The following is a 14,636-nucleotide window of genomic DNA, read 5'->3' as shown; positions in this document are numbered from 1 at the left end:
GGCAGGCCTTTGTATAAGACAAACGCATTATTCTGCTAAGCAAATATGCGAAATTTTCTTGCGCGACTCGACGCGATCACGCGCCGGCGCGGGTATCATCGGGCGGATTCTCGTGCTTCCATCCGTTACCGCTCATCATGAAGATCGACGAAATCGACGCCTACGTCAGCGTGATTCGCTGTCAATCGCTGCAGCAGGCAGCGCTCGCGCTCGGCCTCACGCAACCGGCGATCACCCGCCGTCTGCAGAATTTCGAAGAGGCGCTCGGCGTCGAACTGCTCGACCGCAATACGCGTCCGCTCAAGGCGACGGCCACGGGACGCATCGTCTACGAACAATGCCGCGTGATCCAGCGCGAACTCGACGTACTGCGCGAAATGGTCGCCACGGATACACCGCCGGTCGGCACGCTGCGTCTCGGCGTCGCGCAGACCATCGCGGATATCGCGTTGAGCGAGGCGATGCGCGGTTTGAAGACGGACTATCCGGATCTGCAGGCGCGCGCGTCGACCGGCTGGGGCAGCCAGTTGCTGCAACGCGTGGAACAGGGCGAGCTCGACGCCGCCGCGATCCTGCTGCCCAGCAACAAGACCTTCGACGACGCGCTCTCGGCCCGTTCACTCGGCCGCATCAAACTGGCGGTGGTCGCGCAGAAAGGCCTGCTGAAAAAGCGCGCGCATACGCTGGCGGAATGCCAGTCGATCGGCTGGGTGTTGAACCCGGACGGCTGCGGTTTCCGCGACGGCCTGCAACGCGCGCTCACCGGGCTCGGGCTCGCCCTCAAGTTGAACCTCGAAACGCTCGGCACCGAATTGCAATTGCAGCTCGTCGCGGATGGCAACGGTCTTGGCCTCGTGCCGCTGCCTTTACTCCAGGCGAGCACCCACGCGGACGCGCTCGATATCATTCCGATCAGCGACTTCAAGCCGCTCATCGATATCTGGCTCGTGCAACCGCGCGTGCTTGGCAAACTGCAACAGCCGGTCGAGCGCTTCGGCGCGGCTGTCGAGCGGCAGTTCAAGGAGGCACGCGCGCAGCGCGCGGCCTGAGGCGCTCAGATCACGCGAAACCCGTGCGTGCCATCGCGCCCAAGTTGCGCGACGAGACCGTACTCCCATTCCAGATACGCGTTCATTGCTTCGCGGGCGTTGTCGGTGCCTTCATAAGGACGGCGGTAACGATCGATGCGCGCCGAAGCCATGCGTGTCTCGCCGCTCTCCACTGGCAAGCCCGCTTCGATCCACGCCGCCGTGCCGCCGCTCAGCACCTGCACCGGTTTGCCAGTCAGCGCCGCAACGTCGGGCGCGGCGAAGCGCGCCAGTTGACTGCTGCCGCAGGTCACCACATAACGCTGCGCATCCGGCAGCTTGTGCAACGCCTTTTCGAGTTCGCCGCGAATCACGAACCACGCGCCGGGAATATGGCGCTTCACATAGTTCGCGCTGCTGGTGAAATCGAGCACGGCGGTGCCGCGCGATTGCAGCAGCGTGACCAGGCCGGCCGGCGTGATTTCATCGGCGTCGGGCGGCGTGGGCGCGTGGCGGACCGCGGGCGCCGCGCCCTTCTCGCCGAAGTCGGCCGCCATCAAACCATCGACGACATACACCTCGACGTTCATCTGCGCGAGCCATGACGCGGTCATGTTCGCGCGCACGCCGTCGTTGTCCGCGAGGATCACGCGCGCGCCGCGCACCGGCGCGAACATGTCGGTTTCCTGCACGAGCTGGCCGCCCGGCGCGCTGCGAAACCCGGGCACGTGGCCCGCTTCGTATTCTTCCGGCGTGCGCACGTCGAAGCGATAGACGGTGCGTACCGCTTCGCCGGCCCAGCGGCGTGCTTCGTCGCGTGACGTGCGGCCCACCCTCGCACGATCCGCCACGGCGCGCGCCGAGTCGGCGGCGGCGAGGCGCAACTGATCGTCGGTGATCGGCTCGAAGCGGCGCGAACTGCCGTGCGCGAGCGCCTGCCCGGCCAGCGTCCAGCCGATCGTGCCATTGCGCAGCGCCGCGACCGGATTCGGCACGCCGGCATTGATCAGCGACTGCGCGCCGATGATGCTGCGCGTGCGCCCCGCGCAATTGACGATGATTCGCGTCGCCGGATTCGGCGCAAGCTGACGCGCGCGCAGCACCAGCTCCGCGCCCGGCACGCTGATGCTGCCGGGAACGTTCATGGTTTGATATTCGTCGAAGCGGCGCACGTCGAGCACCACCGCGTCGGCTTCATGATCGAGCAGCGCCTGCACTTGCGGTGCGGCCAGCGACGGCGTATGACGCACGCTTTCCACCAGTTCGCCGAATGCCTTGCTCGGCACGTTGACGTCCTGGAACAGTTCGCCGCCGGCCTCGCGCCAACCTTGCAGACCGCCTTCGAGCAAGGCGACGTCGGTATAGCCCAGCTCGGTGAGACGGTGCGCGGCGCGTTCGGCGAGCCCTTCGCCGGAATCGAACACTACAATCGGCACCGCCTGGCGCGGCAAGCGCACGGGCGCGTCGAGTTCGAGCCGCGACAGCGGCAGATTGGCGGCGAACAGCGGATGACTGCGGGCATGCGGATCTTCCTCGCGCACGTCGACGAGCGCGATTTCCTCGCGATCGAGCAGCGCGCGGCGCACGTCTTCGAATGATCGGGTACGAAATGCCTGAACGAAACTCATGAGATCGGGGACTCCTTCGCAACATTGCATATATTCGGCAACACGTCGTTCGCGTAGCCGGAGATAAACGGCTTGCGGGTGGGGCCGTCCGGATAGACGAACCGCTTCACCGCACCGATATTTGCACCGTACACGTGAATGCTGATCGACGTACGGTCACTAAATGCGTTGCTCACACGATGAACATCGCCGATGCGCGGCGACACCGCATCCACTGCGCCGGCGTCGAGCCGCCTGGGCGCGTCGTTATGTTGCAGCGTGCCGTCGTCGGCAATACGGTAACCCTGTGCAATTTCCGCGCCACGCAGCACGCCGATCAAACCCCACACGGTGTGATCGTGCACCGGCGTCGCCTGACCGGGTCCCCACACAAAACTGACGATTGAAAAACGCTGCCGCGCATCCGCGTACAGCAGGTATTGCTGATATCGCTCGGGATCGGGCTGCGCGAAGGCGTCGGGCAGCCAGTCGTCATGCGCGATCAGCTCGCGCAGCGCGGCGCCGCCGTGTTCCAGCAGATGCGCTTCGGGCGCCGCTTCGTCGACAAGCGACGCAATCCGGCCGGCGAACGCGCGCAGGCGCTCCGGCCTCAGGGCTTGGGTCATCGATAGTTCAAAAGATAGGTTTGGATGGCGCTGATTGACGGCACTCACGCACGTTGCGACAGCGAGGCGCCGTTCGATCACGGCGGCACGCGCGAAGGATTCGAATCTTGAGTCGTCGTGTGGAGCGTTCAGGTGAGGACGTCGGGCTCGGCTTCGACCAGCCCTTCCAGCAGGCTCTGGAACGCGAACAGCGCGCCGCTCGCGCGGCCGACCTGCTCATGCGTGAGCGCGGCCATATCGTGTGGAATCGCTTGCGGCGTGCCCGCGGCTTCAGCGAGCAATTGCGCGTGGCATGCGTTGTCGAGCGCGATGTACCACCACGCCGCCGCTTCCACGCTCGGGCCAGCGGTGAGAATGCCGTGGTTCTTCAGGATCACGGCGCGGCGCTCGCCGAGCGCCGCGGCAATGCGTGCACCTTCGCCGGTATCGAGCACGACGCCGCGAAAATCGTCGAATAACGCGTGGTCCTGATAGAACGCGCAGGAGTCCTGGGTGAGCGGATCGAGCGTGCGGCCCAGCGTCGACCATGCCTTGCCATACAGCGAATGCGTGTGCGCCGCCGCGATCACATCGGGACGCGCTTCGTGAATCGCCGCGTGAATCGCGAAGGCCGCCTGATTGACCGGCCCCTCGCCGACCACGATCTCGCCCTCGGCATTCACCAGCAACAGATCGGACACGCGGATGCGGCTGAAATGCTTGCCGAACGGATTGACCCAGAAGTGATCGGGCCACTCCGGATCGCGCGCGGTGATGTGGCCGGCGAGCCCCTGATCGAAACCGTAGCGCGCGAACAGACGAAACGCCACCGCGAGCCGCTCCTGCCGGTAGCGGCGTTCCGCCGCGATGCTCTCGCGCGGCGCAATGTCGTCGAACCAGAATTTGCGCACCGGCGCGTGACGCTGGATCGCCGGCGGTTCCTTCGCGAATGCGGTGAGAGAAAGATCGGTCATCGCGCCTCCGTTCACGCCGCCACGCGCTCGACGCGCGCGATGCGTTCGCGTGTGGCGGGAATCAGTTCGCGACCGTAGTCGATGGCATCTTCCAGCGGGTCGAAGCCGCGGATGAGGAACGTCGAGACGCCGAGCGCGTAATACTCGGCGAGTGTGTCGGCCACCTGTTCCGGCGTGCCGACCAGCGCGGTCGAATTCGAGCGTCCGCCGATTTCCTTTGCGACGCCGGTCCACAAACGCTCGTCCGCACGATCCGATTCGCCCGATGCCGCGAGCAGGCGTCGTGCACCTTCGCTCTGCGCCGGGCCGCCCACGCCGATGCCTTGCGCCGCGCGCAGCCGCTTCGTCTCTTCGAGAATGTGCTCCGCGCGCGCCCAGGCCGCCGCTTCCGTGGCCGCGAGAATCGGCCGGAACGACACCGAGAAACGCACGCTGCGGCCGTGCTTCGCGGCTTCCGCGCGCACGCGGGCGACCTGCCCGCGCACCTGCGCCTTCGACTCGCCCCATAGCGCGTACACGTCCGCATGACGGCCGGCGATTTCGAGCGCGGGCGCCGACGCCCCACCGAAATACACCGGAATATGCGGCTGCTGCACGGGCTTCACTTCCGAGAAGCCCTGTTCGAACCGGTAGTACTGGCCGTTGTGATCGAACGGTTGGGTTTCGGTCCAGATGCGCCGCAGGATATGCAGGTATTCGTCGGTGCGGGCGTAGCGTTCGTCGTGCGTGAGGAAGTCGCCGTCGCGGCGCTGATCGGTGTCGTCACCGCCGGAAATGATGTGTACTGCTAGGCGGCCGCCCGAATAATGATCGAGCGTTGCCAGCTGACGGGCGGCGAGCGTCGGCGCGACAAAACCCGGCCGATGCGCGAGCATGAAGTGCACCTTGCTGGTCACACTCGCCGCGTGCGCGACGGTTAACAGCGCATCGGGGCTGGTGGCATGATGCGGCACGAGAATACGGTCGAAGCCCGCTTCTTCATGCGCGCGCGCAAACTGCCCGACGTAATCGATGTCGATGACGGGACCTTGCGCCGCGTGGGTTTCGGACACCTTGCGGGTTTGGATCATGCCGATGAATTCGATGGACACGTTCGTGTCTCCCTGAATGGTTTCTGCCCGGCGGGGCGGTGACGTAACTGGCTGGATGCATGGCTTTCGTGCGAGGGGTTAAGGTAGCAGCGCGACATGCGCTTGTTAAATATTGATCGGCCATATCTATATCGGGTTTGCATGTAACGCTTAAGCGTCTCCCGCTCGGCGTTTTGCCTGTTTGCCTTTTCAACGCCCTGCGTGAGCAAACCCCCTTTCGCGAACGTGGACATCGCGGCGCCGTCAGCAGAAAAGCACAACCTTTGCGAGAATGCCCCATCGCGCGACAGCGCCGGAAACAACAAGTGAACAGACAATGATCCCCTTCTCGGTCCTCGACCTCTCGCCGGTCACCGCGGGCGCCACACCGGCCGACGCGTTCAGGAATACGCTCGACCTCGCGCAGCACGCGGAAAAATGGAACTACCGCCGCTTCTGGCTCGCGGAACATCACAACATGACGGGCATTGCCAGCGCCGCGACTTCGGTGGTGATCGGCTATGTCGCGGGCGGCACGAAAACGATCCGCGTCGGCTCGGGCGGCATCATGCTGCCGAACCATGCGCCGCTCGTCATCGCCGAACAGTTCGGCACGCTCGCGTCGCTTTATCCCGGCCGTATCGACCTGGGCCTCGGCCGCGCGCCCGGCACCGATCAGAGCACCGCGCGCGCGTTGCGCCGCGACCTGCAAAATAGCGCGGACTCGTTCCCTGACGACGTGGTCGAATTGCAGCGCTATTTCGCCGACCCCGTGCCGGGCCAGCGCATTCGCGCGGTGCCCGGCGCGGGGCTGAACGTTCCGCTGTGGCTGCTCGGCTCCTCGCTCTTCAGCGCGCAACTCGCGGCGGCGCTCGGCCTGCCGTTCGCCTTCGCATCGCATTTCGCGCCGGACTATATGCTCACGGCGTTGCAGGTGTATCGGTCGCAATTCCGTCCGTCGGCCACGCTCGATAAACCGCATGCGATGGTCGGCGTGAATCTGTTCGCCGCGGATACGAACGACGAAGCAAAACGCCTTTTCACCTCGTTGCAGCAGCAGTTCATCAATCTGCGACGCGGCACGCCGGGTCAGTTGCAACCGCCGGTCGAACGGCTCGAGGCTTCGGAGATGGAATTGAATGGTGTGGCGCACTCGCTCGCGTGCACTGTGATGGGCGATCGCGATACCGTGCGCGAAGGCTTGAAGTCGGTCATCGAGCAAACCGGCGCCGATGAATTGATGCTGACCGCGCAGATCTACGATCACAAGGCGCGGCTGCGCTCATTCGAGATCGGCGCGCAAGTGCGTGAGGAGTTGGCGGGCGGCAAATAAGACAGGTAACTCCGTCGGAGAATGTAAAAAGGGCAGCCCGTGGCTGCCCTTTTTTGTCGATGTGGGTGACCCGGTCGCGCCCGTCGATTCAATGGTTGGCCGGCACCGCCGCGAGACCGGCCAGCAACGCTTTATGAAACGCCTGCGGATCCTGCATCTGCGGTGCGTGCCCCAACTCCGCGAATTCGACGAGCGTCGCGTGCGGGATCGCCTTTGCGGCGGCCTTGCCGAGCTCCGGATAATGGCCGAGTTTTGCGCGCACTTCGGCCGGCGCAGCGTCCTTGGCGATCGCCGTGGTGTCTTTCTGGCCGATCAGCAGCAGCGTCGGCATGCTCAATTGCCCCAGTTCGTACACCACCGGTTGCGTGTAAATCATGTCGTACAGCAGCGCGGAATTCCACGCGACGATCTGTTTGCCCGGACCGCGATACATGCCCGCCAGCATCTGCACCCACGGTTCGTAGCTCGCGCGCCATTGTCCCGCGTAGTAGGTGGACTGCTCGTAGCGGCGAATGCTTTCGGCGGTCGTCTTCAACTCGCGCGCATACCACTGGTCCACGGACAGCGAGGGCACACCCTTCGCCTTCCAGTCCTCCAGACCGATCGGGTTGACCAGCACCAGTTGCTGCGTCTCGCGCGGATACATCAGCGCGTAGCGGATCGCCAGCATGCCGCCGGTGGAATGCCCGATCACGGTCGCGTCGGTCACGCCGAGCGATTGCAGCAACGCATGCGTATTGCGCGCGAGCTGTTGAAAACTGTACTGATAGTGCTCAGGCTTGCTCGACTTGCAAAAGCCGATCTGGTCCGGCGCGATCACGCGATAGCCGGCATCGCTCAGCCGATGAATGGTCGCGTCCCACGTCGCCGCGCAGAAGTTCTTGCCGTGCAGCAGCACCGCCGTGCGGCCATTCGCCTTGACCGGTTTGATATCCATGTACGCCATATGCAGCGCCACCCCTTGCGAAGTGAAGTCGTACTGGCTGACTGGCGCCGGGTAGTTGAAGCCCTGCAACTCGGCGCCGTACGCCGGGCCGGTATCGCCCGTGACGCTCGTGGTGGCGGAAGCGGCCTGGTCGGCCGGACTCTGCGCTTCGACGCTCGCAGGCGTGGCGGCGGAAGCCGCAAAAACAGCGGGCATGGAGGTCGCGGCTAGCGCGCAAGCGCTCAACGTGGCGAGCAAAGACAGGCGGCGAAAACTCATTGAGGTTTTTTCTAAAAGGAAAACGCGGAGAGGCATGCGCGGCAAACGCACGGTGAGACCAGCGCCCAACACCTCCGGCCGGAAGCGCACGATTCTACGATGCATGGCCCGCCTCTGCTCCCGCCGACACAAGCCGACAGCGCCACGACGCGTGTGGCACGCATATTGCGGTGCATCGCCTCACGCTCTATGTGTGTCGTGGCGCACGGATCGTAGCGGTGCAAGGGTTGATCGTGCGCAATGGGGGCGCACGAGCGGCACCCGCACAATTCTGACTACGCGTGCGCGGCAAATCAGTGCTAGAACTAGCAGACGGGCCCGCGAAGACGGTGCCGGCGCGCAGCACGATTCATCAGTGGAGAGCAAGCGAACCACCCATCCGGGGCATACTAATCAGGAGACAGACATGGACACTCCGGCACGGCTGAACGATCTGCAACGCACTACCCTCGCCATCGTCCTTGCGGGCGGACGGGGCACGCGGCTCGGGCCGCTTACCAACAAACGCGTCAAGCCGGCGGTGCACTTCGGCGGCAAATACCGGATCATCGATTTCGCCCTCTCCAACTGTCTGAACTCCGGCATCCGCCGCATCGCGGTCGTCACGCAATACAAGGCGCACTCGCTCTTGCGCCACTTGCAGCGCGGCTGGAGTTTCCTGCGCGGCGAGATGGGCGAATTCATCGACTTGTGGCCCGCGCAGCAGCGCGTGGAAGGCGCGCACTGGTATCGCGGCACGGCGGACGCCGTCTTCCAGAACCTCGACATCATCCGTTCGATCCGGCCGAAATACGTGGTGGTGCTGGCGGGCGACCACATCTACAAGATGGACTACACGCGCATGATCGCCGACCACGCCGAAAGCGGCGCGGATTGCACGGTCGGCTGTATCGAGGTGCCGCGCATGGAGGCGGTGGCCTTCGGCGTGATGCACGTCGATGCAAACCGCCGCGTGACCGACTTCCTGGAAAAGCCCGCCGATCCGCCCTGCATTCCGGGCCGCCCGGATACGGCGCTGGCCAGCATGGGCATCTACGTGTTCAGCGCGGATTATCTGTATTCGCTGCTGGAAGAGAACATCTCCACCATCGACACCGATCACGACTTCGGCAAGGACATCCTGCCGCGCGTGGTCACGCAAGGCACGGCGATCGCGCATCCGTTCAGCATGTCGTGCGTGTCGTCGGATCCGAACGTGGAGCCGTACTGGCGCGATGTCGGCACGATCGACGCCTACTGGGCCGCCAATCTCGACCTCGCCTCCACCATCCCGACGCTCGATCTCTACGACCGCAACTGGCCGATCTGGACGTACCAGGAGCAGTTGCCGCCCGCCAAGTTCGTGCGCGACATGAAGGGCTTGCAAGGCTCGGGCAATAATCTGATCGTGTGCGGCGGCTGCGTGATCTCGGGCTCGCAGATTTCGCGCTCGGTGCTCTCGTCGAATGTGAAAGTGAGTTCGTTCTGTAACATCAATGAGGCAGTCTTGTTGCCGCAGGTCACCGTCGGCGCGAGCTGCCGGCTGCAGAAAGTGGTGATAGACCGCGGCTGCGCGATACCGGAGGGCACGGTGATCGGCGAAGATCCGGTGAGCGACGCCGAGCGCTTCTACCGTACCGACGACGGCGTCGTGCTGGTCACGCCTGAAGCGCTGCGGCAGAAGGTCTAGCCAGGCCGGCTGCCGGCGGCTCAGCCGCGCCCAACCCGAACCAACAGGACAGAGACGGAGCCTATGACGATTCGCGCCCTGCACGTCGCAAGCGAGCTGTATCCCCTTCTCAAAACGGGCGGTCTCGCCGACGTCGCGGGCGCATTGCCGCCCGCGCTGATCGAGCGCGGCGCCGATGTGCGCGTGCTATTGCCCGGCTTTCCGGCGGTGGTCGCCGGCCTGACCGACCTGACGCCGGTCGCGCAACTCGGCCGCCGCTTCGACGCGCCGGGCGTCACGCTCGAACGGGGCACGCTGGCATCGAACGGCCTGGTCGTCTATGTGATCCGCGCGGCCACGCTGTACGACCGGCCCGGCAATCCGTATCTGAACGACGAGCACGTGCCTTACGGCGACAACGCTCAGCGCTTCGCGCTGCTCGGCTGGGTCGCCGCGCAACTCGCGCAGCAACTGGACCCGGCGTGGTCGCCGCAAATCATTCACGCGCACGACTGGCACGCGGGGCTTGCGCCGGCCTATCTGAAGGCGGCTGAGCGCCAGCATGGCAAGCGCTTCGCGCGCAGCGTCTTCACGGTGCACAACCTCGCGTATCAGGGCGTGTTTCCCGCGCACCAGTTCGGTCAGCTCGGCCTGCCGGACGATTTTTTCAGCGTGCACGGCGTCGAGTTCTATGGACAGATGTCGTTTCTCAAGGCGGGGCTCTACTACAGCGACCGCATCACCACCGTCAGCCCAACCTATGCACGCGAAATCCAGACGCTCGCCCAGGGTGGCGGCCTCGACGGTTTGCTGCGCCATCGCGCGCACGATCTGAGCGGCATTCTGAACGGCGTCGACTACACGGTCTGGTGTCCCGGCACCGATACGCTGCTCGAAAATCACTACACCGCGACGCGGCTCGCGGGCAAGCTTGCGTGCAAGGAAGCGCTGCAAAAACGCTTCGGTCTCGCGCAGAAAAGCGACGCGCTGCTGTTCGGCGTGGTAAGCCGGCTGACCGAGCAGAAAGGCCTCGACCTGCTGCTCGAAGCCGTGCCGGAAATCATCAAACACGGCGGGCAGCTGGTCGTGTTCGGCACCGGCGACCCGGCGCTGGAGAACGGTTTGGAACGCGTCGCGCATACGCATCCCGAGTCCGTGGCGGTGGAGCTGGGCTTCGATGAAACGCTCGCGCATACGATCGTCGCGGGCAGCGACGTGATCGCGGTGCCCTCGCGTTTCGAGCCATGCGGTCTCACGCAACTGTATGCGCTGGCCTATGGATCGCTGCCGCTGGTGCATTGCGTGGGCGGCCTTGCGGACACGGTAGTGGACGCGTCGCTCGAAAATCTCGCCGACGACCTCGCCACCGGTTTCGTGTTCGAACGATTCGAGCCGAAGGGGATCGGCGCGGCCATCCGCCGCGCGTTCGCGCTCTATGGGCGCCGCACCGAATGGAAAGCGACGCAACGGCGCGCGATGCGCCAGGACTTCGGCTGGGGCGCCTCGGCAGAGCGTTATCTGGCGTTGTATCGCGAGCTCGCCTGAGTTCGAACGGCTGCGGACCGCGCAGCATTTCGCACGCGGCGGGCGGCTCCGCAGCCGTCATGCGCCGCGTGCGCGTCTGATGGTTCGGCGCAACAACTCGGGGACGGATCGACTCGCGCGCGGCAAACTCATGTATTGTTGCCTGACGATGCAGCGCGTGCCGATTTCCCGCACCATCTGAAGCAATCCTGCCGCATGAGGCGTCCGGTGCTTGCCGGATCGCCGCCGCGGTGCACCCTTGCCGTTTTCATTGATCGCGCAGACCCGTTGCGCGGGCCACACCATGACGAAAAACGTTCTGAGCATCCAGTCACATGTCGTCTTCGGTCACGCCGGCAACAGCGCGGCGGTGTTTCCGATGCGTCGGCTCGGCGTCAATGTCTGGCCGCTCAATACCGTGCAGTTCTCGAACCACACGCAATACGGCCATTGGACCGGCAGCGCGATCGACGGATCGCAAATGGAAGATCTGGTCGACGGCATCGGTGCGATCGGCATGCTGCCGCGCTGCGACGCCGTGCTATCCGGCTATCTGGGCACGCCCGAACAGGCGGAGTCGGTACTGGAGATCGTCAAGGCCGTGAAGGCCGCCAATCCGCGCGCCTGGTACTTCTGCGATCCGGTGATGGGCGCGGCAAGCGGCTGCAAGGTCGAGCCGGGCATTCAGGAGTTTCTCGTGCGCACCATGCCCGAGATGGCCGACGCCATGGCGCCGAACCACACCGAATTGCAGCGTCTGGTGGGCCGCGAGATCGAAACGCTGGAAGAAGCCGTGACTGCATGCCGCGAACTCATCGCGCGTGGGCCGAAGCTGGTGCTGGTCAAGCATCTGCTCGATCGCAACAGTCCCGCCGACCGCTTCAACATGCTGGTCGTCACCGAACGCGAATCGTGGATGGGGCAACGCCCACTCTATCCGTTCGCGCGGCAACCGGTGGGCGTGGGCGATCTGACGAGCGCGGTGTTCGTCGCGCGTACGCTGCTCGGCGATTCGATTCGCGCGGCCTTCGAACACACGCTGGCCGCCGTGAATGCGGTGGTCAAGACGACCTGGCAGGCTGGGCGCTATGAGCTCGAACTGGTGGCCGCACAGAATGAAATCGCGCAGCCGCGCGAGTGGTTCGATGCATGGGTGGCGGACACGGCGTAAGCGGTGGCTCCACGAGACGCTTCAGCCAATACTCAGCGCTGGCCAGGCGCCGATCCGGGCAACCAAGCAAGTCGTAATGTGCGCCATGTGTGCGCCGATCCGCGCGGCGTCGCTCGACTGTCAGCCGGCCGTCCTATAATGCGTGCCGCGTGGACAAAGCACCTGCCCGCCCACGCCGCCTTTTTCAGGCATCCGGCATTCAGCAAACGAGGCATCGATGGACGGTTATATCCGCAGCGAGCGGGAAGAATTTTTTGAGCAGTTGTGCATCAGCGTCGACGCCGACGAGGCACACGAACAGGAAGCGATCGAGTTCTTCGAGAGCCAGTTCGACCAGGCCGATTTCGATCCGGCCCAGTGGCTCGACATCGCTTTGTACTACTCGCCGGCGGTGGCGCGCGGCATCGTCGACATGGTGACGCCGGACGACAAGGCGCGCAGCAATATCGCCGAAGTCATTGCCGACAACCTCGACATCTCGTACGGCGAGGACGAATGCCAGCAGTTTGCCGAGACTATCGAGTTCGCGCTGAACAACGGCATACCGGTGGATCTCGACCTCGTGCTCGACGGCTGCCAGCGTGCCTTGGACGATCTCGACACGTGGGCCGACGAGGACACCAAGGCGCCGCTTCTGCGTCTGCGTGAAGAGTTGTTGCGGCAGCAAGGCGAGCATTGAGCGGTTGGAGTTTGAGGCCGGGGCGCGCTTCTGCTTTGACGCGTTGTCGGCGCCGAATCACTCCGCTGTAGCGCGGTGGTCACGCTGCCCGCACATTCACTCACGCCTCGGCGCGTGGGGTCACACGGCTAGCGGGTTGAATCCCGCTTCGGTGCCAAGGCCGCACCGACCACGGCTTTAGTCCCGCTAGCGCATGAGCCGCACGTCCGACGGCTCCGCACCAGCTACAGCCACATCACCCAGTCGGCGCGCTCGCGCCGCGCTCTTAAGCATATGCCGCAATCGGCACCCTCGCACCCGCGCCGGGACGCCGCCAGCGTACGCCCTGCGCGGGCTATGCCGAAATGCTCATTCAAAGCGCCTTGAAATGCCAAGACGGTGCCAATTTGGCTTTCTATATTCGCGCCAGATTGATCGCCGCTTGAACGCAAATCCGCGCAAGTGCGCGCATTCCCGCATTGTTCAAAGCGACCGATCATTCGTAGTCTCTCGATGCGCGCCATGCGAAGTCCATGCGCGCGCGTCGATCCAGCGTTACTGCCTTGCCGCTTTCACAACCTGAAACTGTCGATGGAAGGAGAGACCATGAGTCTTCGCTACACGCTGAAACCGCTTGCCCTGTTCGTTGGCGCTATCTTCGCCATCGCGCCGCCGGCCAGCTTCGCCGACGACCTGCCGGTGAAGATCGGCTTCGCTGCCCCGCTGACCGGCGCCAACGCCGGCTACGGCAAAGATCTGGAGAACGGCGTCCGGCTCGCGCTGGAAGAAGCCAACGCGCAAAAGATCAAGATCGGCGATAAGGTGGCCCAATTCCAGATCGTCTCCGAAGACGATCAGGCCGACCCGCGCATCGGCGTGCAAGCCGCGCAGAAGCTGGTCGACGCGGGCGTGTCGGCCGTGGTGGGCCACTTCAACTCGGGCACGACGATCCCCGCCTCGCAGGTCTACGAGCAGGCCGGCATTCCGGTGATCGACCCGGCCGCCACCAATCCGATCATCACCGGACGCGGCTTCGCGAACACCTTCATGGTGATTTCCACCGACGCGCAGAACGCCGGCAATGCAGGCGTCTATGCCGTGGAAGTGACCAAGGCCAAGCGCATCGCGATCATCGACGACCGCACCGCGTTCGGCCAGGGCGAGGCGGACGAGTTCGAGAAAGCGGTGAAAGCGCACGGCGGCAACCTCGTGGCGCGTGAGTACACCGACAACAAAGCGGTCGACTTCAGCACGCAGATCACCAAGATCAAATCGACCAACGCCGATCTGATCTTCTTCGGCGGACTGGACACGCAGGCGGCGGGCTTTGCCAAGCGCATGAAGCAGCTGGGCATGAACGCGCAACTGGTGGGCGGCGGCGGCGTGATGGATCAGGACTTCATCAAGCTTGCGGGCGATTCCGCCGAAGGCGTGATGGCCTGGGAATATGGACGGCCACTCGCGCAGTTGCCGGGCGGCAAGGATTTCTCCGCGAAGTTCAAGAAGCGCTTCGGGGTGGATATCCTGTCGTACGCGCCGTTCGGTTATGACGGCGCCTGGGCTGCGATCAAGGCCATGCAAAAGGCCAAGTCCAGCTCGCCGAACGACTACCGGTCGGCGCTCAAGGCGATTGATTTCGAAGGCGTGACCGGCAAGATTTCCTTCGACAACAACGGCGCGTTGAAGAGCGGCGCATCGACGCTTTATCAGGTCAAGAATGGCGCGTGGGTGCCCATCGTGACCAAGAGCGGGAGTTAAGCGCGTGTGACCCCGGCACGGGTGTCGATGCCTGACGCTCGTGCCGGGGTATCGGT

12 protein-coding genes are annotated in these 14,636 nt (G+C 64.5%); 7 read left to right on the top strand and 5 right to left on the bottom strand.

The window, feature by feature from the left end:
• Nucleotides 1-137: 137 nt before the first annotated feature.
• Complete coding sequence (locus BPHYT_RS07655) at nt 138-1,049, top strand: LysR family transcriptional regulator (protein ID WP_012432577.1); 912 nt, start codon at nt 138-140, stop codon at nt 1,047-1,049.
• 5 nt (nt 1,050-1,054) lie between these two features.
• Here BPHYT_RS07655 and BPHYT_RS07650 read toward each other — a convergent pair whose 3' ends face one another.
• The 4 genes from BPHYT_RS07650 to BPHYT_RS07635 all read right to left on the bottom strand — a co-directional run bounded on the left by BPHYT_RS07650 (nt 1,055) and on the right by BPHYT_RS07635 (nt 5,305).
• Nucleotides 1,055-2,656 (bottom strand): rhodanese-related sulfurtransferase, encoded by a 1,602-nt coding sequence (locus tag BPHYT_RS07650; RefSeq protein WP_012432576.1) that lies wholly within the window; start codon nt 2,654-2,656, stop codon nt 1,055-1,057.
• Complete coding sequence (locus BPHYT_RS07645; RefSeq protein ID WP_012432575.1) at nt 2,653-3,261, bottom strand: cysteine dioxygenase family protein; 609 nt, start codon at nt 3,259-3,261, stop codon at nt 2,653-2,655. Before BPHYT_RS07645 ends, BPHYT_RS07650 begins: the two co-directional genes overlap by 4 nt.
• Nucleotides 3,262-3,389: 128 nt before the next feature.
• A complete protein-coding gene (locus BPHYT_RS07640) occupies nt 3,390-4,214 on the bottom strand; it encodes a class II aldolase/adducin family protein (protein ID WP_012432574.1) in 825 nt (274 codons plus the stop codon).
• Nucleotides 4,215-4,225: 11 nt separating this feature from the next.
• Nucleotides 4,226-5,305: an LLM class flavin-dependent oxidoreductase gene (locus BPHYT_RS07635; RefSeq protein WP_012432573.1), complete on the bottom strand. Its 1,080-nt coding sequence runs from the start codon at nt 5,303-5,305 to the stop codon at nt 4,226-4,228.
• Nucleotides 5,306-5,621: 316 nt separating this feature from the next.
• On the opposite strand from BPHYT_RS07635, the gene BPHYT_RS07630 reads away from it, so the two are divergent.
• Nucleotides 5,622-6,617: an LLM class flavin-dependent oxidoreductase gene (locus BPHYT_RS07630; RefSeq protein WP_012432572.1), complete on the top strand. Its 996-nt coding sequence runs from the start codon at nt 5,622-5,624 to the stop codon at nt 6,615-6,617.
• A gap of 88 nt (nt 6,618-6,705) precedes the next feature.
• Here BPHYT_RS07630 and BPHYT_RS07625 read toward each other — a convergent pair whose 3' ends face one another.
• Nucleotides 6,706-7,821 (bottom strand): alpha/beta fold hydrolase, encoded by a 1,116-nt coding sequence (locus tag BPHYT_RS07625; protein ID WP_041758369.1) that lies wholly within the window; start codon nt 7,819-7,821, stop codon nt 6,706-6,708.
• A gap of 406 nt (nt 7,822-8,227) precedes the next feature.
• Here BPHYT_RS07625 and glgC point away from each other — a divergent pair, with 406 nt between their 5' ends.
• The 5 genes from glgC (at nt 8,228) to BPHYT_RS07600 (ending at nt 14,580) form a co-directional block, all read left to right on the top strand.
• The gene (gene glgC, locus BPHYT_RS07620; RefSeq protein ID WP_012432570.1) at nt 8,228-9,490 is read left to right on the top strand and encodes a glucose-1-phosphate adenylyltransferase; all 1,263 of its coding nucleotides are present in this window, start codon (nt 8,228-8,230) and stop codon (nt 9,488-9,490) included.
• A gap of 63 nt (nt 9,491-9,553) precedes the next feature.
• A complete protein-coding gene (gene glgA, locus BPHYT_RS07615; protein ID WP_012432569.1) occupies nt 9,554-11,014 on the top strand; it encodes a glycogen synthase GlgA in 1,461 nt (486 codons plus the stop codon).
• A gap of 283 nt (nt 11,015-11,297) precedes the next feature.
• Nucleotides 11,298-12,164 (top strand): pyridoxal kinase PdxY, encoded by an 867-nt coding sequence (gene pdxY, locus BPHYT_RS07610; protein ID WP_041758368.1) that lies wholly within the window; start codon nt 11,298-11,300, stop codon nt 12,162-12,164.
• A gap of 217 nt (nt 12,165-12,381) precedes the next feature.
• The gene (locus BPHYT_RS07605) at nt 12,382-12,843 is read left to right on the top strand and encodes a hypothetical protein (RefSeq protein WP_012432567.1); all 462 of its coding nucleotides are present in this window, start codon (nt 12,382-12,384) and stop codon (nt 12,841-12,843) included.
• Between the two features lie 585 nt (nt 12,844-13,428).
• Nucleotides 13,429-14,580, top strand: coding sequence for a branched-chain amino acid ABC transporter substrate-binding protein (locus BPHYT_RS07600; RefSeq protein ID WP_012432566.1), 1,152 nt, complete (start codon nt 13,429-13,431; stop codon nt 14,578-14,580).
• Nucleotides 14,581-14,636 lie beyond the last annotated feature (56 nt).

Origin of the sequence: Paraburkholderia phytofirmans PsJN, assembly GCF_000020125.1 — a bacterium.
Lineage (GTDB): Bacteria > Pseudomonadota > Gammaproteobacteria > Burkholderiales > Burkholderiaceae > Paraburkholderia > Paraburkholderia phytofirmans.
This window is presented reverse-complemented; position numbering and strand designations above follow the sequence as displayed.